At 65.9% G+C, this 20,676-nt stretch carries 13 protein-coding genes; 5 read left to right on the forward strand and 8 right to left on the reverse strand.

Features of this window, described 5'->3' with window-relative positions; all coding sequences use genetic code 11:
* Positions 1-8: 8 nt before the first annotated feature.
* Positions 9-2,411, reverse strand: coding sequence for a poly-beta-1,6 N-acetyl-D-glucosamine export porin PgaA (gene pgaA / locus IG194_RS05035; protein ID WP_058490711.1), 2,403 nt, complete (start codon positions 2,409-2,411; stop codon positions 9-11).
* An 892-nt stretch (positions 2,412-3,303) separates the two neighbouring features.
* On the opposite strand from pgaA, the gene IG194_RS05040 reads away from it, so the two are divergent.
* Both IG194_RS05040 and IG194_RS05045 read left to right on the forward strand, forming a co-directional pair.
* On the forward strand, positions 3,304-3,894 hold the full coding sequence (locus IG194_RS05040) for a fimbrial protein (protein WP_058490713.1): 591 nt from the start codon (positions 3,304-3,306) through the stop codon (positions 3,892-3,894).
* A gap of 49 nt (positions 3,895-3,943) precedes the next feature.
* On the forward strand, positions 3,944-4,663 hold the full coding sequence (locus tag IG194_RS05045) for a molecular chaperone (RefSeq protein WP_058490715.1): 720 nt from the start codon (positions 3,944-3,946) through the stop codon (positions 4,661-4,663).
* Here the strand turns inward: IG194_RS05045 and IG194_RS05050 are convergent.
* Positions 4,654-4,833: a hypothetical protein gene (locus IG194_RS05050; RefSeq protein ID WP_141679815.1), complete on the reverse strand. Its 180-nt coding sequence runs from the start codon at positions 4,831-4,833 to the stop codon at positions 4,654-4,656. The two genes, IG194_RS05045 and IG194_RS05050, sit on opposite strands and share 10 nt — an antisense overlap.
* On the opposite strand from IG194_RS05050, the gene IG194_RS05055 reads away from it, so the two are divergent.
* On the forward strand, positions 4,823-7,309 hold the full coding sequence (locus IG194_RS05055; RefSeq protein ID WP_082996351.1) for a fimbria/pilus outer membrane usher protein: 2,487 nt from the start codon (positions 4,823-4,825) through the stop codon (positions 7,307-7,309). The genes IG194_RS05050 and IG194_RS05055 overlap by 11 nt on opposite strands.
* Positions 7,306-8,292: a fimbrial protein gene (locus tag IG194_RS05060; RefSeq protein ID WP_058490719.1), complete on the forward strand. Its 987-nt coding sequence runs from the start codon at positions 7,306-7,308 to the stop codon at positions 8,290-8,292. The genes IG194_RS05055 and IG194_RS05060 overlap by 4 nt, the downstream gene beginning before the upstream one ends.
* 42 nt (positions 8,293-8,334) lie before the next feature.
* On the opposite strand, the gene IG194_RS05065 is transcribed toward IG194_RS05060, so the two are convergent.
* The 4 genes from IG194_RS05065 to IG194_RS05075 all read right to left on the reverse strand — a co-directional run bounded on the left by IG194_RS05065 (position 8,335) and on the right by IG194_RS05075 (position 13,465).
* Positions 8,335-9,492: an EAL domain-containing protein gene (locus IG194_RS05065; protein WP_058490721.1), complete on the reverse strand. Its 1,158-nt coding sequence runs from the start codon at positions 9,490-9,492 to the stop codon at positions 8,335-8,337.
* A gap of 130 nt (positions 9,493-9,622) precedes the next feature.
* Positions 9,623-11,662 carry an ATP-binding protein gene (locus IG194_RS32685; protein WP_225617177.1) on the reverse strand — a complete coding sequence of 680 codons (2,040 nt, stop codon included), beginning with the start codon at positions 11,660-11,662 and terminating at the stop codon, positions 9,623-9,625.
* The gene (locus IG194_RS32690; RefSeq protein WP_225617178.1) at positions 11,662-12,801 is read right to left on the reverse strand and encodes a transporter substrate-binding domain-containing protein; all 1,140 of its coding nucleotides are present in this window, start codon (positions 12,799-12,801) and stop codon (positions 11,662-11,664) included. The genes IG194_RS32685 and IG194_RS32690 overlap by 1 nt, the downstream gene beginning before the upstream one ends.
* 43 nt (positions 12,802-12,844) lie before the next feature.
* Positions 12,845-13,465, reverse strand: a complete 621-nt coding sequence (locus IG194_RS05075) for a response regulator transcription factor (RefSeq protein WP_009621263.1) — start codon at positions 13,463-13,465, stop codon at positions 12,845-12,847.
* A 377-nt stretch (positions 13,466-13,842) separates the two neighbouring features.
* Between IG194_RS05075 and IG194_RS05080 the strand changes: the two genes are divergently transcribed.
* Positions 13,843-14,244, forward strand: a complete 402-nt coding sequence (locus IG194_RS05080) for a hypothetical protein (protein WP_058490723.1) — start codon at positions 13,843-13,845, stop codon at positions 14,242-14,244.
* A 412-nt stretch (positions 14,245-14,656) separates the two neighbouring features.
* Here the strand turns inward: IG194_RS05080 and IG194_RS05085 are convergent, their stop codons facing one another.
* Entirely contained in the window at positions 14,657-19,522 is a 4,866-nt protein-coding gene (locus IG194_RS05085) for an NAD-glutamate dehydrogenase (RefSeq protein ID WP_058490724.1), read from the reverse strand.
* A 289-nt stretch (positions 19,523-19,811) separates the two neighbouring features.
* A complete protein-coding gene (locus IG194_RS05090; protein ID WP_058490726.1) occupies positions 19,812-20,663 on the reverse strand; it encodes an urea carboxylase-associated family protein in 852 nt (283 codons plus the stop codon).
* Between the last annotated feature and the right edge of the window lie 13 nt (positions 20,664-20,676).

Raw genomic sequence — 20,676 nt, forward strand, 5'->3', positions numbered from 1 at the left:
TTCGGGTCCTAGAAGCGGTAGCTGAGGTCGAAGACCAGGCGGTAGTCCAGTTCGCGGTCGCCGTCGTAGGGGCGGCTGACGGCGGACAGGTTGAAGCCTGCGTCGAAGCGGTCGTCCAGGCTCAGGCGCTGGCCGTAGCCGAGCAGGCCGACGGCGCCGGTGCCGTGGTGCTGCTGGCTGTAGCTGCCGGCGCCGAGCTGGCCCTGCTGGGTCCAGCGCGTCTGGTAGCGGCGGTAGAGGGTGTGCTCCAGGTTCAGGCTGGGCAGCAGCAGCAGGTCCGACTTCGGGTTGAAATAGGGGACGTCCTCCGACTTGCTGTTGCGGCTGCCGGAAACCTCCAGGCCGAGGTCCGCCACCAGGTAGGGCGAGCTGTAGACACGCTGGCTGCCGGTCAGGGCGAGTTCGTGGCGCATGTTGCCGTCGCTGAAGTGCGAGGGCGAATAGGCCAGGCGCCATTCGCGCTGCTCGTTCTGGCGCCAGCGCAGGTAGCCGTCCAGGCGGTCGGAGCGGATGCCGCTGTTGAGCGCCCGCAGCGGTGTCTCGCGGGACAGGCGCGCGGCGCTCCAGCCGTACTGCCATTGGTCATCGATGTCGTGGACGCCGGACAGCCGCAGGCCCAGCTTGTCGCCGTCGCCGTAATCGTTGTGCGACACCTCCGCCTCCAGCGTGGTGTTGCGCCCGGTCCATTCGGTGCCGACGCGCTGCCAGCGGTAATGCCCGGTGCCTTCCTCGAAATCGCCGGTGGCGTAGCCGGCGCCGCCGAACAGGCGCCAGTGGTCGGCGATGGGCGGGCTGTAGAGCACGCTGTCGAAGCCCAGGTCGCGGCTGCCGTTGACCTCGCCGCCGTTGGCATGGCCGCCGTAGGCGCTGATGCGCAGCTCGGCCATGTGGTGGACCTGGCGCAGGTAGTCCAGGCGCTGGGCCTGCAACTGTTCGGGGAAGCGCTGGATGACGTCGTCGGCCAGCAGGTCCAGTTGCCGCCATTCCTGTAGCTCGCGCGCCACCATGCCCTGCTCGGTTTCCAGGGCCACGCCGCGCGGGTCGGTGCTTTCGGCGATCTTCAGCTGGTCTTCGGCGCGCCGCGGCCAACCGCGGGACAGGTAGGTGCTGGCCAGGCCGGTGCGCAGCCGCGAGTTGTCCGGCGCGCTTTCCACCAGGCTTTCATAGTCCTGCTGCGCCGCCGGCAGGTCGTTGCGGTACAGCCGGCCGTTGGCCTGCAGCAGGCGGGCCTCCAGCCAGTCGTCGTTGGGCAGGGCCACGCCCATGCCCGGCGGATGCAGCCGCATCGGTTGCTGCGCCACCAGGCCATCGCTCAGGGAGGGCACCTCGTCGAGTCGTTCGCTTTCCACCAGGGCGTAGAACAGCCCCTGGTGGTCGTCCATCCAGTCGCTGTCCTTGTCGTTCTCGCTGGCGATCACCTGGCGGTAGAGTTCCGCGGCCCGCTCCGGCTGGCGCTGGTACAGGCTGGCGCCGGCGACCCAGCGCAGGGCGTAGGGCGGCAGTTGCACGCCCTCGGCATGCAGCCGCTCGTATTCCTCGACCACCTCGGCCATGCGCGCCCGGGCATAGAGGCCGCCCAGGCGGTCGATGCGCACCCGGCGCACCTCCTGTGCCGCGGCCGGGTCGCCGGCCCATTGCGCGAGGGACTGGTCGGCCAGGGCGATGGCCCGGTCGGCGACCACGAAGCGCTCGCTGTCGCGCAGGGGCGACACTTCCGCCAGGCGCACCAGCTCGGCGACGCGGTCGGCCTGCAGGCTGCGCCGCTGCGCCGCCGACAGCACGCCGGGGTGGCGCTCGCCGAAGGCCAGCGCCTGGCGCGGCAGGCCGGCGGCCTGCAAGGCATCGACGTATTCGCTGAGCACACGGCTTTGCTGCGGGGCCAGTTGGCGGGCCTGGTCCACCTGGAACAGCGCCGCATAGGGCTCGCCCATCTGCTGGTGGACATAGGCCAGGGCCAGGCGCCGCTCGGCATCGCGCGGCGCGGCGGCGACCAGGGCCGCGGCCTTCTGCAGCGCCTCAGGACCACGCCCGGCATCCACCAGGGTCATCGCCTGGCCTTGCAGCAGGACCTGGTCGCCGGGGTAGGCGGCCAGGCCGCGACGGTAGGCCTCCAATGCCTGGGGCCAGCGCTTGAGGTTGCGATAGGCCCGCGCCACCGAGGCCCAGGCGCCGCTGGACAACCGCGCCTGGGAATGGCGCTGGTAGGTCTGCAGCACCTCCTCATCCAGCCCCGCCCAGCCGGCGATGATCAGGTGATCGTCGAGGCGCGCGGGGTCGTCGGGGGTCTGCCGCAGGCGCTGCAAGGCCGGCTGGTAATTGCCGGCGCGGGCCTCGCGCACCAGTTGGTCGTAATCCTCGGCGGCCTGGGCCCAGGCGCTGCCGAGCAGCAGCACGGCCAGGCAACCGCCCATGGGGAGCCGTCGCTGGAGAAGCTGCGAAGCGAGAAAGGACAAGGAGGTCTTGGACAGCACGAAGCAATCATCCCTAACTGCATGGAAGCCGCGCGAAAGCCGACACTCTGTCGATAACTGACGCAGCCGCCGCATGCCGGTTTATTGACATTGAGGCGAGAAGAAAAGCTTTCCGTCAGAATTTAGTCAACTGCCGTTCGCGAAAAAACGCTGACGTCCTACGACGAACCACTCATCTCGGCCAAGAAGAAGACAATAAATTGACGAATACAGCTAAAACCTGGCAGCGCGATTTTTTGACGGAGGTGCGCTACGACTTCACAGGAGAAGCCATTCGGGGGCCTTAATACCGATAAATATCGACATTTATTCTTGTTTATCGGGAAACCCGTCGATGGATGGCCAATAGCCATTGGCCATAGTCGGTTCTTCTGAAGGATCGAAAATAAAAGTAACAAGATATTTCAGAACTACCTCCTGTCCGGAAAAGGATCCTGTGGGTGGAAGGAGGAAGGCAGGGTGATGGGAAAGTGTCGGTATCAGGCTCCCTCGACGTCGCGCCATTCTTCTGAACGTTGTCGATGGGGACAGTGAGAATAACGGCGTTATTTTCTCGGCATATTCATGATTATGTTGCCGTATTAAATATACGGCCCTTCTTTTGAACTCCAGCCACTTCCTCCGAATAGTTTTCAAGTCTTGCCCAGAAAAATATCCACGCACCCATTACCCCATATATTTCGCAGGTGCCCCCATCAGAACAAGAAAGTTCTTGGTTGATCCCTGGCGAGTGTCTGGTATTTGAGGAGCATGGCCCCCGATATTCTTTGCCGCGGCTCAAGATGAGCCGTACTTGAAGCATTCAAGCTCTTATCTAAGGGATATCGGTCCAATGAAACCTTTCAAACTCCTGCTGCTGACTTCCGCCACCTGCCTGATGGCGAACCATGTGCTGGCCGCCGACGGCGTCATCAATTTCACCGGTGAAATCACTGCCGCTTCCTGCGTCGCTTCGGGGGGCGCCGGCGCTTCCGTCAGCGGTAGCAAAGGCAATCAGGTCATCGACGTGAACCTCGGCAAGGTCAGCATGGACGCCCTGGGCGGTTCCGCCGAAGCGGGCCTGGCCGCCGGCACCTCGATCAACCTGAACCTGGACTGCGGCAACACCGCCGCAGGCCTGACCACCGTCAAGTTCGGCTTCGACCCGCTGTCCGGCTCGGGCGTCGACCCGAAGAACAACAGCCTGCTGAAGACCACCGGCACCGCCAGCGGCGTGGGCATCGGCATGTTCGATGCGGACAGCCACCTGATCAATCTGTCCGCCAACGAATTCTATGCTGCCCCGCTGAACAAGACCGGAGAAGGCCAGGATGCCCAGTACAGCGCAACGCTGAACATGCGCGCCTCTTACGTGGCCAATGGCGACGAGCTCCAGCCCGGCACCGCCAACGGCACCCTGCCCTTCACCCTGACCTACGAGTGAGCCGCCGAACGGGAGCGCACAACGCTCCCGTCACCTTGCGAGTCGAACGATGAAAACCGGGTTCCTGTTTCGCACCAGCCTGCTGCTGGCGCTTTGCTCCCTTTCCGGCCTGTGCCTGGCCGGCATTCAGGTCGGCGGCACGCGGGTCGTATTCCCCGCAACCGACCATGAAGCCTCCATCCAGGTGCGCAACGAAGGCACCGAGGACATCATGATCCAATCCTGGATCGAGGCTGCGCCGGGCCAGTCGGAAAGCGACCTGCCCTTCGCCATTACCCCGTCGCTGGCGCGCCTGGGCCACAAGAAGCAGCAGATGCTGCGCATCTTCTACCAGGGCAAGGGCCTGCCGGAGGACCGCGAATCGGTGGTCTGGCTCAGCGTCCAGGAGATTCCCCAGGTCTCCAAGACCGAGAACAGCCTGCAGGTTGCCTTCCGCCAGCGCCTGAAAATCTTCTACCGGCCGAAGGGGCTGCCGGGCGCGGCCGACGAGGCCGCGAACAAGCTGAGCTGGAAAGTCCTGGAAACTGCCGACGGGCGGGTACTGCAGGCCACCAATGATTCGGCCTTCCATGTTTCATTCGGCCAGGTGAAGGTCATTGCCGGGCAGAAGGAATATCCGGTCGAGGCCGCGATGATAAGTCCGCGCAGTAGCGAAAAGATAAAGATCAAAGATCTTCCGAAAACGCTCCGAGATACCGCGGAAGTTCACTGGGAGTCCATCAACGATTATGGCGCCTTGATAAAACACAAGGCCGCGATTCAACTCTGACGCGTTTTTAAATCCTCTTCACCCCACTCCTCATGTACTTCATGGGATATCGCGCCCATGGGGCTTTCTGCGCAGAAAAATACTGTTTCGACAGGGCGCCCACTCCTTTCCAGAAAGATGAAAAACATCAGGAAGAAACCGAGCAGAAAGGACGCCAGGATGCGTTTCAACAAAGGATTCCCTTACTTGGCCGCCGTCAGCCTGCTAGGTGCGACCTCGGTATCCGCCACGCAATTCAACCCAATGTTCCTCAAGGACAAGGGTGCCCAGGTGGATCTGCGTTTCTTCGAGAAAAGCAACGGCATGCTGCCGGGGACCTACAGCGTCGACCTCTACCTGAACCAGCGCCTGGAGCGCCGCCAGGACATCGCCTTCAAGGCCGACGGGAAGGCCGAAAAAGACGATGCGCAGCCGATCCTGAGCCTCGGCCTGCTGCGCGAGATCGGTGTGGACGTGGAGCGCCTGAAGAAGGAAGGCATCGTTCCCATTGATAGCGGCGATGCCGAACCGGTCGCCCTGCCGCGCATCGAGGGGGCGTCCGTCGAGATGGACGTCTCGAAACTGGCGCTTTACCTCAGCGTGCCCCAGGCCTATATCAAGCGCCGCTCGCGCGGTTACGTCGACCCGTCACTGTGGGACGATGGCGTGACCGCGTTCTTCAGCAACTACCAGTTGAGCCTCAGCCGCAACAGCGGCTACGGCACGCGCAGCGACTATGGCTACCTGGGGCTGCGCAACGGCTTCAACCTCGGCCAGTGGCGCCTGCGTAACGAGTCGTCGATCAGCCAGAGCACCGGCGTCTCACGCAACTTCTCCAGCAATCGCACCTACCTGGAGCACGACGTCACCGCCCTCAAGGGCCGCTTCGCCATCGGCCAGCTGTACACCAGTGGCGACATCTTCGACAGCAGCCGCTTCCGCGGCGTCCAGCTCGGCTCGGACGTCGGCATGCTGCCCGACAACGAGGCCGGCTATGCGCCGGTGGTGCGTGGCATCGCCGAAAGCCACGCGACCGTGGAAGTGCGCCAGAACGGCTACGTGATCTATTCCACCAGCGTGTCCCCGGGCGCCTTCGAGATCCGCGACATCTACCCCGGCGGCTCCAACGGCGACCTGGAAATCACCGTCATCGAATCCGACGGGCGCAAGCGCAAATTCACCCAGGCCTATTCCTACCTGCCGGTGATGGTCCGCCGCGGCACCTTCCAGTACAGCCTGTCGCTGGGCAAGTACGACAACGACAGCTCGGAATCGCCGCACCTGCTGCAGGGCACGGCGGTCTATGGCGCGACCGACAACCTGACCACCTACGGCGGCATGCTCGGCGCCGACGGCTACACGGCATTCAACCTCGGCCTAGGGCTCAACACCCCCCTGGGCGGGACCTCGCTGGACGTGACTAACAGCCACTCGCGGCCCGACCACGGCAAGGCCACCAGTGGCCAGAGCGCACGCTTCCTCTACTCCAAGACACTCAACAGCACCAACACCACCTTCACCATGGTCGGCTACCGCTATTCGACAGCGGGCTACCGCACCCTGAGCGATCACATCCAGGAAATGGGTGAGGTCGACCACCAGAGCTTCGCCAGGGGCCGTCCGAAAAACCGCCTCGACCTCAACATCAACCAGACGCTGGGCAACTATGGCTCGCTCTTCCTCAGCGCCGGCGAAACCAACTACTGGGACCGCAGCGGCAACATGCAGCGCCTGCAACTGGGCTACAGCGGTAACCTCGGGGAAGTCAGCTACAGCATTTCCGCCTCGCATACCCGGAGCGCGGGAGGCTCGGCCGACACGGACAACCAGTTGTCCTTCTCGGTGAGCATCCCCTTCGGTTCGCGCCCGCACTCGCAACGCCTCTACAGCAGCTACACGAGCAGCAGCCGCGGCGACGACAGCCTGCAGGCTGGCGTCTCCGGCTACCTCGACAACGCCAGCACCCTGTCCTACTCGGCTCAGACCGGGCAGTACGGCAGCGAACACTCGAGCAGCGTCGGCCTAGCCTGGGACGCACCCTCGGCCAAGCTCGCCGGCAACTATTCGAAGTCCGGCGACTCGCGCCACCTGGACCTCACCGCCTCCGGCTCCATGGTGGCCCATAGCGGTGGCGTGACCTTCAGCCAGCCCGTGGGCGAAACCTTCGCGCTGGTGGAAGTGCCCGGGGTGAAAGGCGTGGGCATCGGCGGCTCGACCGCGCGCACGGATGGCGCCGGCTACACCGTGGAAGGCTACGTGCAGCCCTACCGCTACAACTACCTGAACCTCGACACCCAGACCCTGGGCGTCGACGTGGACGTCGACGAGACCTCGCAACGCGTGGTGCCGCGCCGCGGCGCGGTGGTCAAGGCGCGTTTCGCCGCGGCCTCCGGCCGCCGCGTGCAACTCGACCTGAGCCTGGCCGACGGCCGCAAGCTGCCCTTCGGCGCCCAGGTGTCCGACGCCAGCGGCAAGCTGCTGGCCGTGGTCGACAACCAGTCCCGCGCCCTGGTGTTCGGTCTCGAGGACCAGGGCCGGCTGACCGTCAGCTGGGCCGATGGCACCTGCTCAGCGCCCTACACGCTGCCCCGCAGGGACGCATCCCTGACCTACGACCAGGTGAAGCTCGTCTGCGGCGTTCAATCCAGCGACGGAGCAAATCCATGAAGAAAGCCGTTCTCCTTTTCTTGATCATCCTGGGCGCGCTAGGCATCGATACGGCCCACGCCGCCGGCCTCTGTTACTGGTACCCCAACAAGAATGACCAGCAGATTCGTATCAAGAACACTATGCAGCAGGACTCAGTGCATCTGAGAAGAAACGCAGCTATCGGCGAGCTGTTGTCGCCGGCTATCACTGTGTCCCTCATCCCCTATACCGGTTTAGAGGAAGTCCAATGTGCCATGAGCGTTCCTCGTGTCTATTGGCAGTATTCGGACATCGGGGAAGGGACCAAAGTGGGAGTCTTCGACGATGTGTATGAGACCAACTTGCCCGGAGTGGGTATTAAGTTCCTTTGGTACGGGCTGGGCAGAGGCGGTGAACTCGAGAACTCACCGACTTCAACAGTCGAGCTCATTAGGAGGCAGAGGCTCCTGTTGGTCCGTACAGCTCGTGAAGTGGCAGGAGGCACCCTCCAGCTGAACCACACGGTAACGTTCACAGTGAACGGCTGGACTGCCGCGGAAATCAGGCTCACCGGCCAGATCAACCTGATCAACGATGACTACTTTTCCGGCTGCACGGGCGTCAAGATGCTCAATATCCCCATGGGGCGGGTAATGGCCAGCGGGCTGGGTCAGCAGGAGGCGGCCCAGAACTTCAACTTCGACGTACTGTGCAGTGGCTTGCCTGCCGGCTCGAAGCTACCGGTCAAGGTCTATTTCGAAGGCAGCTCGGATGGCCCTGGCCGCCTGAACCTGACGCCGGGCGGCGCCCAGGGCGTGGAAATTGCGCTGACCACCGACAACCCTAGCGTAAAACTGCCTTTCACCAGTGCTGGCGCGTTGGACATGAAGTGGATCCGCAGCGAACCCAAGGGCGAGCTCTTCCGCCTGCCGATCAGGGCGCAATACGTGCGCAAGGGAAAGGAGCCGGTCGGAGGAGGCAAGGCCAACGCCGTGCTCAATTACATTCTCGAATACAACTGACCCCGTCGCGCAGGGCCAAGTCCCTGCGCCGGTTCATCGATCTCAGGCGGCGAAGCCCGAGCCCTGCAACTTCAGCCAGCTTTCCAGAAGATCCGCCCTCAAGGGTTTGGCACGCAGGTAGCCCTGGCCGGTGCGCACGCCCATTTCCACCAGGCAATGACGCTGCGACTCGGTCTCGATGCCCTCCACCACCAGTTGCATGCCCAGCTCGCCGGCCAGCGCCAGCACGTGACGGGCCACGCTGCGGTAGCGTTCGCTGTCGGCGATCTGCCGGGTGAACTCGGCGGCCAGCTTGATCTCGTCGAAGGGCAACTGGCACAGGCGCAGCAGCGAGGAATGCTGGGTGCCGAAGTCGTCGATGGACAGCCGCACGCCCAGCAGGCTGAGCTGGATGAGGTTTTCCACGCAGGTCGCACCAGCGCTGGCCAGGCCGTCTTCGGTGATCTCTAAGGTCAATTGCGACAACGGCAGGGGATGCTGCCGCAGGCGCTCGACCAGGCGCTCGATCAGGGCGGTATCGCTCGCCTGGCCCAGGCTGAGGTTGAAGGCGAACGCCAGGTCGTGGCCCTGGCGATGCAGCTCGAGCTGGCAGGCCAGGCCCTGTTCCAGCAGGTCGAACAGCAGATCGTCGAGCAACCCCTCGCGGCTCATCAGGGGGATGAAGCTGGCCGGCGCGAGCAGGCCACGGAAAGGATGCTGCCAGCGCGCCAGGACTTCCACCGCCCGCACCGCGCCGCTGCGCAGGTCGAACTTCGGCTGCACGTAGGCCTGGAACTCCCGATGCCAGAGCCCCAGGCGCAGGTCCTCGGCGCTGGGCGGTTCGGCAACGACATCGGCATCCAGCATGCCCAGCGCCGGCGAATAGTCGGCCAGCCGATCGATCAGCGGAATCCCCCGCAGTTGCGCCCAGTGGCGCATGCCACGCTCGATGGCCGGGTTGCCGGCGAGCAGCAGCAGCAGCAAGCGGAACTTGCGCCCGCGCCGCGCCTGCTGGAGGAAGGCCAGTCGCTCCGGATTCGGCTGCGCCTCGCACAGGGCGACGTCGACCGGGCCGAACTGCTGCAGCAATGCCCGGGCGTGCTGGCAGTCCCTGGCGCTGAGGATGAGCGCGTTGGGGCATTCCCGGCGCAATTGCGAGGCGTAGGCGCGGCGGCTGGTTTCGCTGCTCAGCAGCAGGGCGCTCAGTGAATGCTGGGGCATGACGGCTGGAACCTCGCTTCGAATCACCCGGAAAGCTTATGCGAGCGGTCTTCCGCACCCTCACAGACGCATCGGGGGTTCGACCGGGGCTCTTCCCGAGTCGGAACGAGACTTTTCCCGCCCGCGGGATTCAGCTCGTGCGCAACGCGCGATCGATCTCGCCCAGGGTTTCCAGCAGCGCGGTTATCGCCTCGCGCAGGTCGTCGGACAGCACGTTGGCGGCGCACAGGTCCTCGACCTCCACGCACTGTTCCAGCAGCTTCTGATGGTTCAGCAGGTAGGCAGTGCCCTTGAGCTTGTGGGCGATGCGCCTGATGGCCGGCAGGTCGCCGCCATCCAGCGCGTGGCCCATGGCCGCGCGCTCGCTTTCGTTGCTGCGCACCACCTGTTCGGCCATGGCCGCACGGATGCCGTCCATGCGCGACGGCATGCCCGCGGGTTGCGGCTGGCCTGCGCCGAACTTGGGAATCAGGCGGTTGAGCCCGGCCAGGTTGATCGGCTTGGCCAGCGCATGGTCCATGCCCGAGGCGCGGCAACGCTCCAGTTCCTCGCGCTGGGCGTCGGCGGTGAGGCCGATGATCAGGCAGGGACGAATCCCCTGCCCCTCTTCCAGGCGGCGGATGGCGCGGGTCATCTCGTGGCCGTCCATCTCCGGCATGTTGCAGTCGGTGATGACGATGTCGACCTCATGCTCGCGCCACGCGGCCAGCCCTTCCAGGCCGTTGCTGGCGGTCAGCGCCCGGTGGCCGAGGTAGCTGACCTGCTGGTACAGCAGGTACTGGCTGGGCAGGTGGTCCTCGACGATCAGCACCGTCAACGGCCCCTCGGCGGCGCCCTGCCCCTCCTCTTCGCCCGCGGCGGCCCTGGGCTGGGCAGGCTCGGCGATCACCCGGTCCAGGCTGACGCTGAAGGTCATCCGCGTGCCGACGCCCACTTCGCTGCGCACGTCCAGGGTGCCGCCCATCAGCAGGCTCAGCGACTGGCTGATCGCCAGGCCGAGGCCGGCGCCGGCGTTGGGGTCGTTCACCGCGCCATCGGCCACGAAGAACGGCCTGAACACCTGGTCCAGCTGAGCCGCCGGAATTCCCGCACCGCTATCGACGACCTCGATCACGAAGCGCAGCGCCGCCCCTGCCGGGGCCACCGCGCAACGGACGTCGACGCCGCCTCGTTCGGTGAACTTGATGGCGTTGCTCACCAGGTTGGAAAGGATCTGCTTGACCTTCAGCCCGTCGACCCACACCAGTTCGGCGGCCAGCGGGTCGATGTCCAGGCTCAGGCGCAGCTGTTTCTGCCGCGCCAGGGCCGAGAACACGTTGCCCACCGACTCCAGCAGGTCCTTCATCCGCGCAGGCTCCGGCACCAGCGCCAGCTTGCCCGACTCGATGCGCGAGATGTCCAGGATGTCGCCGATCAACGCCAGCAGACCGATGGCCGACTCGTAGGCGATGTGCACCGACTGCGCATTCAGTTCGGCGTCGTCCCTGCGCGTCAGCACCAGCTCCAGCATGCCGATGATGGCGTTGAGCGGTGTGCGGATTTCATGGCTCATGGTGGCGAGGAACACTGACTTGGCGCGGCTGGCCTTTTCCGCCGACTCCTTGGCCCGCCGCAGTTCGTCCAGCAGCAACTGGCGTTGCTCCAGGTCACGGCGCTTGCGGCGGATGCGCCCGCGCTGGACGAGGATCAGCAGAGCCGCCACCAGCAGCAGCACGCCGAGCACCTCGAAGGAGCGCTGGATGTACGAGGCCACGCCTTCCCAGTACTTGTCGTCGGTGGCCGAGTTGGCGCGCCAGCGGCCGACGATCTGCAGGTACTGGCGGGGCGTGATTTCCAGCATCGCCTTGTCGAGGATCGAGATCAGCTGTGGCTGCCCATTGGGCGCGGCGAACACGATCTGCGCCCCGGGGCCGTCGAAGATGCCGCCGATCTTCAGGCTGGTCTCGTATTTGTAGGACAGGTAGTAGCGCGCCACGTTGGCCGGCGCCAGCACGATGTCGGCGCTGCCGTCGCGCACCAGCTTGAAGGCCTCGCCCATGGTCTCGGTCTGCTTGAACGCCAGGTGCGGATAGTGGCTGGCAAGCATTTCCGGCAGCAGGTAGCCCCTGGCGATGGCCACCGTCGCCCGGCTGCCGGCATCCAGCGCGCCCTGGCCGGCATCCTGGCGCATCACGAACAGGTAGGCGCGGTGGCGACGGGCTGGGTATGCAGGTACGGCGGCTGGCGCGGGGTGATTTCCGGCAGGATGCTCAGGCTCGCTTCGCCACGGTCCAGCAAGGCGTCGGCCTCGCTCAGCGAGCTGACGCGGACGATCTTGAAGCGCATGCCGGTCTTGCGCCGGATGATGTCCAGCACATCCGAGGCGATGCCGTTGAAACGCCCGCGGCTGTTGAAGAAGGCGTAGGGCGCCAGGTCCTCGCTGACGGCCAGTTGCACGGTGTCGGCGCGCTCCAGCCAGGCCCGCTCCGACTCGCTCAGGCGGCTGCGGAAATCGTTGAGTTCGCAACCCTCGAGGTCGCCCCAGAGGTACTGCGCGTTGACGGTCTGGCAGCGCGTGAGGCCGCCGAGGGCGCGCTGGAAGATCCCCTGCAGCAGCGTATTCCCCGGCTCCAGGGCAAAGCCCACCGCCAGCTCGGGCAGCTGCGCGCTCTGGTTGATCGTCAACTGGTTGCTGAACAGCTGGCTGGACAGGTAGTGGGTGGACAGCGTGTCGCCCAGGAAGACGTCGGCATCGCCGGTGAGCACCGCGGCCATGGCCACCAGCGCCGAGGGATAGCGCTGGATGATGCCGCGCCCGCCGGCGGCGCGGTACATGTCCAGCATGACGTCGTTGGCCACGGCGATGCGCGTCTTGCCATCGGTGGTGCTGTATTCGCGCAGGTCGCCGCCCTCGGCGAACAGCGCCAGTTCGGTCAGCGCGTAGGGCGGCGTCAGCACCAGCCCACGGTGCTGCGCCATCAGCGGGGTGACGTTGCTGACCAGGTCGATGCTTCCGGCCTGCAGCGCGTCGTACATCGCGTCGCGGCTGTGAAACGGGCGCACCCGGATCGGCACGCCCAGCTCGCGCTGCAGGGCCACCAGGTAGTCGGCCATGATCCCTTCCAGTCCCTGCCGCTCGACGAAGATGCGCAGCGGCGGCAAGGGGTCGTGGAGCACGCCGACCACCAGCGTCTTCCTCTGCACGAGCCAGCCGCGCTCCTGCTCGGTGAGCCGCACCTTCAGCTCATCCAGCGACTGCCGCGCAATGGGCGTGAGGTCCTGCGCCCAGGCCCCGCCCGTGACGCCGCAGAGCACGAGCGATAGCCACACGAGGCAGCGCAGAAGGATCGGCAACGGCTTCACCGACGGCCGGTCAGATGAGGTTGTGCTGGCGGGCGATATCGGCCAGCTCCACGATCGAGGTGACGCTGAGCTTGGTCAGGATGTTGACCTTGTGGCCGCTGACGGTCTTGTTGCTCAGGCTGAGCTTGTCGGCGATCTCCCGGTTGGAGAATCCCTCCGCCAGCAGCTTGAATACCTGCAACTCGCGGTCGGTCAGGTCCTCCAGGTCGCCCACCGCGCCGTCGCCGCCGCCGGGCAGCGGCATCGCGTCCCTGGGGAAGAATACGTAGCCTTCGGCGATGGTCTCGATCGCCTTCATCAGCTTACCGATCGGCTCGCTCTTGCTGACGAACCCGCTGGCGCCCGCCTGCAGGCAGCGCGTGGCGTAGGTCTCCTTCGTCTGCGAGCTGTACACCAGCACGCGGGTGTCGAGGCGCTCCCGGGTGATGCGCTTGAGCACCGTCAGCCCATCCAGCTTCTCCAGGCCGATGTCGAGGATCACGATGTCCGGCTTCAGGGTTTCGATCATCCGCAGCGCGTCCACGCCGTCGGCCGTCTCGCCCAGCGTCTCGAAACCGACGGAGGCCAGCGCCTGGCGTATGGCCTGGCAGATCAGGGGATGGTCATCGACGATCAGTACAGTCTTGCTCATGAGTCTCGGGCAACCTGGGTGGGAGGAATGCAAGAAGCGCGAGCCATGCGGCCTGCGACGCCATGTGACGTCGTATGAGCCAGCCTGGGCACGACCGAAATTTCTCGTTTTCCGCAGCGCATTTCCTGCTATTTCGCAAGAAAGTTTGCAGGCAAGGCATCACGAAGACATCAAGCCGCTTGCCAGGAATTTTCCTGATTTTTCTCACTATGGTAGGAGACTTTTCTTGGTCGTACCTCGCCCTCCCCCGCCGAGCCCCATTCCAGACGATCCCCGGAGGAAATCGGGAAGCCTCCCGTGTTGCCCCACGCCTTCCCGCACTACGGTACTTCCCATTTACCGGGAGCCCAGGGGTGCACGAGAAAGGAAAAATCGCGGTGCTCGGAATACACCCCGGCTCGCTGCTGAACTACTGGAGCGCCCTCAACGAACTGGGGCATTACAGCGTCGTCCTCAGTGGCTCGGTGGAAGAGCTGGTGGAGCTTCTGGAGCGAGGCGAACGATTCGAACTGCTGCTCGTCGACGACCTCGGCAAGAGCCTCCATACCCGCTCGCTGGAGCTACTGGCCTGGTATGAGGCCATAGGCTCGATCATCGCGGTGGCAGACGCCAACTCGCAGGAGCGCCAGGCGCTGTTCCGCTGGGCGAGAGCGCAACGCATCCCGTTGCTGGGCGTGCTCCAGGCGCCTTTTCGGCCCAAGGAGCTGGCCAGGCTCATGAGCCTGGGCGGCGATGGCGAAACCGAGCCAAGGGAAATCTTCGGCGGAACCGGCCAATAGACCCCACCCGCCCCGTAGGAGCGGGCCCTGCCCGCGATTTCGCGCCCAGGGGGCGCTCCTACAGGAGGGTTCGGAGGTGGGCGTGGCGTGTCCGCGAACCGCGCCGATATACCCGGCTATCGCGGACAAGGTCCGCTCCTACGACGGTGCTTCTCCTGTTCCATAGGCCGCGCCGCGGGGCTCTGCCCGCGATTCGCGCGCAGGGCGCGCTCCTACATGGAAATGGCGTGGATGGGGCCGTCGTAGGATGGCGTTGAGCGAAGCGATACCCATCGCCATGGCCGCATGGGTTTCGCCAAGGCTCAACCCATGCTACGAAAAGCGGCAAGGCAGCTCCACGCCTGACGTCCGGGCAAAAAAAGCCCCGCACAAGGCGGGGCTCGGGAACAACGACCGGCTCAGCCGGCGGGCGTCAGGCAGCGACGCTCGCGCCGTGCTGGCTGCTCTGCGCCAGGTCCAGCAGTTCGCGGTTGGCCACCGCGTACATGGCGTAGTCGGTGCTGGTGGAGGCACGCAGTTCCACCAGCATGGCGCGCCAGCGCTCGGCCATTTCGCGGTGCTGGTCGATCCACAGCGCCACACGCTCGCCCATGTCCTGCGGGCCGTCCTGCATCTGCAGCACCGAGACGGTGATCGCCCGTTGCTGCCAGTCGAGGTCGTCGCGGAAGGCTTCGCGGGCCAGCGCCTGCCAGTTGTTCTCCACCGGCAGGTTGCTGATCTGCTGCAGGTACCAGGTCAGCTCCAGCTCGCTGCCGATGGCGAAGTAGGCGCGCGCCACTTCGGCCGGGTCGCGGCCGGTGACGTCCGCCGCCTCGATGATCGGCAACAGGGTGTAGAGGTGGCTGGTGCCAGCGACCATGCGCGCCAGCAGTTCCGGCACGCCGGCGTCGACGTAGGCCTGGTAGCGCGCCTGCCACAGCTCGCGGGTCGGGCCTTCGAGCAGTTCGTTGAGCTTCAGGCCCAGCGCCGCGATGCGCGGGCCGAAGTGGGCCACGTCGCGGGCGGCGTCCTGCTCGTTGCGGCGGCTGCGCAGGAACCAGCGGGTGGCGCGGCGGCCCAGGCGCATCAGTTCGTCCATCAGGGTCAGCTGGACTTCCGCCGGAACCTGGTAGTCGAGCTGCTCGATCTGGCGGAACCAGTGCGGCAGGTGGAACACGTCGCGGACGATCACGTAGGCGCCGGCGACGTTGGCCGGGGTCATGCCGGTGGACTCCTTCAGGCGCTGCACGAAGGTGATGCCCATGTGGTTGACCAGGTCGTTGGCGATCTGCGTGCTGACGATCTCGCGCTTCAGCCGGTGCCGGCGCATGGCCGTGCCGAACTTGGCCACCAGGGTCTGCGGGAAGGCCGTTTCCATGTCGCGGGTGAGGTAGTCGTCGTCCGGCACCAGCGACTTGAGCAGCGATTCCTTGAGGTCGATCTTGCTGTAGGAGATCAGCACCGACAGCTCGGCGCGGGTCAGCCCCTGGCCGGCGGCGATGCGTTCGGCCAGGGCCTCGTCGGTGGGCAGGAACTCCAGGGCGCGGTCGAGCTTGCCGCGCGCCTCCAGGTCGTTCATCAGCCGCTTGTACTCGGCGATGCGCTCGCGGGCGCGGCGTTCGGCCAGGCTCAGCGCCTGGGTCTGCTTGTAGTTGTTGCCCAGCACCAGGTCGCCGACCTGCTCGGTCATCTCGGCGAGCAGGGCGTTGCGCTGCTTGCCGGTCATATCGCCGGCGGCCACCACCTCGTTGAGCAGGATCTTGATGTTGACCTCGTGGTCGGAGCAGTCCACGCCACCGGCGTTGTCGATGAAGTCGGTGTTGCAGGCGCCGCCATTGAGGCCGAACTCGACGCGGCCCAGCTGGGTCACGCCCAGGTTGCCGCCCTCGCCCACCACCTTCACGCGCAGCTCGCGGCCGTCCACGCGCAGGGCGTCGTTGGCCTTGTCGCCGACGTCGGCGTGGCTTTCCTTGCTGGACTTGACGTAGGTGCCGATGCCGCCGTTCCACAGCAGGTCCACCGGCGCCTTGAGCAGCGCATTGATCAGCTCGGTGGGGGTCAGGCGCTCGGCCTGGATGTCGAAGCGCGCGCGCACCTCGGGGCTCAGGGTGATGCTCTTGGCGCTGCGCGGGAACACGCCGCCGCCGGCGGAGATCAGCGAGGCGTCGTAGTCCGACCAGGCCGAGCGCGGCAGGTTGAACAGGCGCTGGCGCTCGGCGAAGCTCACCGCCGGGTCCGGGTTGGGGTCGAGGAAGATGTGCAGGTGGTTGAAGGCGGCCACCAGCTGCAGCTTGTCGGACATCAGCAGGCCGTTGCCGAACACGTCGCCGGCCATGTCGCCGATGCCGATGACGGTGACGCTGTCCTTCTGCACGTCGATGCCGCGCTCGCGGAAGTGCCGCTGCACCGAGACCCAGGCGCCGCGGGCGGTGATGCCCATGCCCTTGTGGTCGTAGCCGGCCGAGCCGCCGGAGGCGAAGGCGTCGCCCAGCCAGAAGCCGTACTCGGCGGCAATGCCGTTGGCGATGTCGGAGAAGGTCGCGGTGCCCTTGTCGGCGGCCACCACCAGGTAGGGGTCGTCCTCGTCGTGGCGGACCACGTTGGCCGGCGGCACCACCTCGCCTTCCTTGAGGTTGTCGGTGATGTCCAGCAGGCCGGAGATGAAGATGCGGTAGCAGGCGATGGCCTCGGCCTGGATTTCGTCACGGCTGCCGCCCACCGGCAGGCGCCGCGGGATGAAGCCGCCCTTGGCGCCCACCGGGACGATCACCGCGTTCTTCACCTGCTGGGCCTTGACCAGGCCGAGCACTTCGGTGCGGTAGTCCTCCTCGCGGTCGGACCAGCGCAGGCCGCCGCGGGCGACCTTGCCGCCGCGCAGGTGCACGCCTTCCACCCGCGGGCAGTAGACGAAGATTTCGTACTTGGGCACCGGCTTGGGCAGCTCGGGGATCGCCCTGGGGTTGAACTTGAAGCTGAAGTAGCTCTTGTTCTGGCCGGCGGCGTCGGGCTGGTAGAAGTTGGTGCGCAGGGTGGCCTTGATCAGGTCCAGGTAGCGCCGCAGGATGCGGTCCTCGTTGAGCACCTGGACGTCGTCCAGGGCACTGAGGATCGCCTGTTCGAGCTTCTGCTGCTTGTCTTCCAGGTCCTCGGCGGTGAGCTTGCGGGCCAGGTAGAAGCGCGTCTTGAACAGCCGCACCAGTTCGCGGGCGATGTCCACGTGGGCGTTCAGCGCGCTGGCGATGTAGCCCAGGTCGAAGCCCAGGCGGATCTGCTTGAGGTAGCGGGCGTAGGCGCGCAGCAGGGCGACGTCGCGCCACGGCAGGCCGGCGGTCAGCACCAGGCGGTTGAAGGCGTCGTTCTCGGCGTCGCCGTTGACGATGTGGACGAAGGCGTCCTGGAGGGTCTCGTTGAGCTGCTGGATGTCCACGTCCAGGCCTTCGGCGTAGGTGAAGGCGAAGTCGTGGATCCAGTACTCGCGGCCGTTGGCGTGGCGCAGGCGGTAGGGGAACTCGCCGAGCACGCGCAGGCCGAGGTTCTCCAGGATCGGCAGCACGTCGGACAGCGCCAGCGGCGCGTCGGCGTGGTACAGCTTGCAGTGCAGCTGCTGTTCGCTCTGCGCCAGCGGCTGGTAGAAGCTCATCACCAGCGGGCGGGCGTCGGACAGGCTGAGCAGGTGCTGCAGGTCGACCACCGCGAAGTGCGGGGCGAAGCGCTCGCGGTAGCCGGCCGGGAAGCCCTTGGGGAAGTCCTCGAGGATGTTGGTGCCCTGCCCTTCGCCAAAGTTCTCCACCACCAGCGCGGCGTAGTCGTCCTGCCAGGAACGGCAGGCCTGGATGGCCTCTTCCTCGAGCAGCTTGGTGTCGATGTCGATGCGCGTCTTCGGGTCCACCCGCAGGATGAACTGCACGCGGGCCAGGGTCGATTCGGAGAAGAAGGTCCAGAACTCGCAGTCGCTGGCCTTCAGGCGCTCGCGCAGGACCTGCTCGATCTTGATCCGCGTCTCGGTGGAATAGATGTCGCGCGGCACGTAGGCCAGGCAGTAGGCGAAGCGGCCGTATGGGTCCTTGCGCAGGAACAGGCGGATCTTGTTGCGCTCCTGGATCTGCACGATGGCCATGGCGGTGGCGAACAGCTCGTCCACCGGAGTCTGGAACAGGTCGTCGCGCGGCAGCACTTCCAGCACCTGGGCCAGTTCCTTGCCCAGGTGGCCGTTGGCGTCGAAGCCGGAGCGGCGCTCGACCTCGGCGACCTTGCCGCGGATCGACGGGATCTGGCTGACGCTCTCGTTGTATACCGAGGAGGTGAACAGGCCCATGAAGCGGAATTCGCGCAGCACCTTGCCCTTGGCGTCGATCTCGCGGATGGACACGTAGTCCGGGTAGGCCGGGCGGTGCACGCGGCTGGGGTGCGAGGCCTTGGCGAAGGACAGCAGCAGCGGCTCGCGCAGGTAGGCCACCGCGTAGTCCTCGATGTGCAGCTCTTCCTTGCTCAGGCCGGTGCGCAGCAGCTTGGTCACGCCGAGGAAGGATTTCTCGTCGTAGTTCACCCGGCCGCCGTCGGCCTCGTCGACCACGGTGAACTCTTCGTAGCCGAGGAAGGTGAAGTGGTTGTCCAGCAGCCATTCGAGGAAGGCGCGCACCTCGGCGGTCTCCTCGGCGCGGGCCTTGGCCTTGGACTTGCCGAGCCAGGCCAGCAGTTCCTCGGCCTTGGCGCGCATGGCCGGGAAGTCGGCCACCGCCAGGCGCACCTCGCCCAGCACTTCCAGCAGGGTCTTCTCCAGGGTGCGCAGCTCGCCGACGTGGGAGGCGCGGTCGATCTCCAGGTACATCAGCGACTCATGGCGCACGTCCTTGCCCTGGCTGTTCTTCGGCAGCACTTCCAGCAGCTCGCCCTTGGCGTTGCGGCGCACGCTGACCACGGTGGTCTGCAGGGTGTGGATGCTGTAGCCGCGGCGGTTCAGCTCCATGCGCACCGAGTCGACCAGGAACGGCTGGTCCGGGTGCAGCACCTGCACGGCGGTGTGCGTGGACTGCCAGCCGTGCTTCTCGTAGTCGGGGTTGTACACGCGCACTTCCGGCTCGGCCGGGTCGAAGCGCTCCAGCAGGCGCCAGGAGGACAGGGTGCAGCCGACCAGGTCGGACAGGCGGCGCTGGGTCAATTCGTCGAGGGAGATGAGGCTGAAGAACTGTTCGGCGAACAGGGCTACTTGTGGCAGCACCTTTTCGCCGACGTGCTGCGCCAGGGCCGATTGCAGTTGCTGCTGGAAATCGGCTTTGCTGGCCGCGGTGAAGAACGCCATGGTCAATGCTCCGCTTGGCTTGTCATTGGGTGAAGCAAGGGCTTTCTCGAGCTGCGAATCGCTCCGGGAGTGGCGCCGGGCCACTGTCTTCCGATGAAGTTCAGCAGATGCTGGGCATTAATCCAGGCAGGGGAGGCATCCAGGATGGCGGCCGGACCGCCCGGTCACGATTCACTTGCGGAGCTTAACGAGACGGCGCGGCAATGGGATTACCAAGCCGCGACATATTCGTTCATGCAGGGGTAACGGGGTGTGCCGGCCGCCGGCCGGCACGCCCGTCGCGGCGGGCTCAGCGCTCCCAGTCGGGCTTCTGCAGGCGCAGGCCGTGGAGGCCGTCGTAGGCCGCGCGCTGCGGCGGCTGCCAGCCTTCGAGCAGGGCCGGCTCGACGCGGTAGATCTCCACGCCCAGCGGGCGGCAGACGCTCAACGGGTCCTGCGCCTCGGGGCCCCACATGGGCAGCGACAGGTCGCCGCCCGGGCAGGTGGACAGCGCGCAGAGCACGTCGATCTCGGCGAAGAACTCCAGGTAGTCGCCCTGCTTCGCCGGGCAGGCCTTCATGAAGTACATGTCGTCGTGGTTCAGGCCGGTGCACTGGAAGATGTTCAGCACGTCGTGCACGTCGAACTCGGTGAGGCCGTGAGGCAGCACCGCGCGGGTCAGGTTCGAGTGGCAGTGGTGGTGGAAGTCCTCGCCGGTGAGCATCTTGTTGACGTAGGGGTCGCAGCGCGTGCCCAGCAGGTCGTGCACCCGCCCGCCGTGCTCGTCGATGCCGTAGGCGGCCAGGCTATCGTCGGTGATGGTCAGCAGCGGGCGGAGGAACGGCAGGTTCGACCACAGGCGGTCGTAGGTGCTGACGTGGGCGCCCTGCAGCTGGCGGGTGCGCGCGGCCCACATGCGCTCGCGCGGGTCGTTGGCGTTCCACACGTTGAAGTCGCCGACCTGTGGGCCGACCGGGGTGGTGACGCGGAACAGGTGCCCGGCCGGCACCTTCCAGGCGCGGCCGGTGCGGATCGGCACCTCGAACTGCTCGATCAGGGTGCGCGCGCCCTTGTCCTCGCGCAGGCGGTCGTAGAACGCCTTGTCCACCTGCAGGGCGGAACCCTTGTTGGCCTGGTAGGCGGCGGGATAGTCCTTGTACATGTTCGGTGTCTCC

It is taken from the genome of Pseudomonas sp. ADPe (assembly GCF_014843515.1).
In the GTDB taxonomy this organism is placed as follows: Bacteria; Pseudomonadota; Gammaproteobacteria; order Pseudomonadales; family Pseudomonadaceae; genus Pseudomonas; species Pseudomonas citronellolis.

Coding starts and splice junctions, on each gene's coding strand:
- pgaA (WP_058490711.1), bottom strand. CDS start 2,411: ATGGGCGGTTGCCTGGCCGTGCTGCTGCTCGGCAGCGCCTGGGCCCAG.
- IG194_RS05040 (WP_058490713.1), top strand. CDS start 3,304: ATGAAACCTTTCAAACTCCTGCTGCTGACTTCCGCCACCTGCCTGATG.
- IG194_RS05045 (WP_058490715.1), top strand. CDS start 3,944: ATGAAAACCGGGTTCCTGTTTCGCACCAGCCTGCTGCTGGCGCTTTGC.
- IG194_RS05055 (WP_082996351.1), top strand. CDS start 4,823: ATGCGTTTCAACAAAGGATTCCCTTACTTGGCCGCCGTCAGCCTGCTA.
- IG194_RS05060 (WP_058490719.1), top strand. CDS start 7,306: ATGAAGAAAGCCGTTCTCCTTTTCTTGATCATCCTGGGCGCGCTAGGC.
- IG194_RS05065 (WP_058490721.1), bottom strand. CDS start 9,492: ATGCCCCAGCATTCACTGAGCGCCCTGCTGCTGAGCAGCGAAACCAGC.
- IG194_RS32685 (WP_225617177.1), bottom strand. CDS start 11,662: ATGCGCCAGGATGCCGGCCAGGGCGCGCTGGATGCCGGCAGCCGGGCG.
- IG194_RS05075 (WP_009621263.1), bottom strand. CDS start 13,465: ATGAGCAAGACTGTACTGATCGTCGATGACCATCCCCTGATCTGCCAG.
- IG194_RS05085 (WP_058490724.1), bottom strand. CDS start 19,522: ATGGCGTTCTTCACCGCGGCCAGCAAAGCCGATTTCCAGCAGCAACTG.
- IG194_RS05090 (WP_058490726.1), bottom strand. CDS start 20,663: ATGTACAAGGACTATCCCGCCGCCTACCAGGCCAACAAGGGTTCCGCC.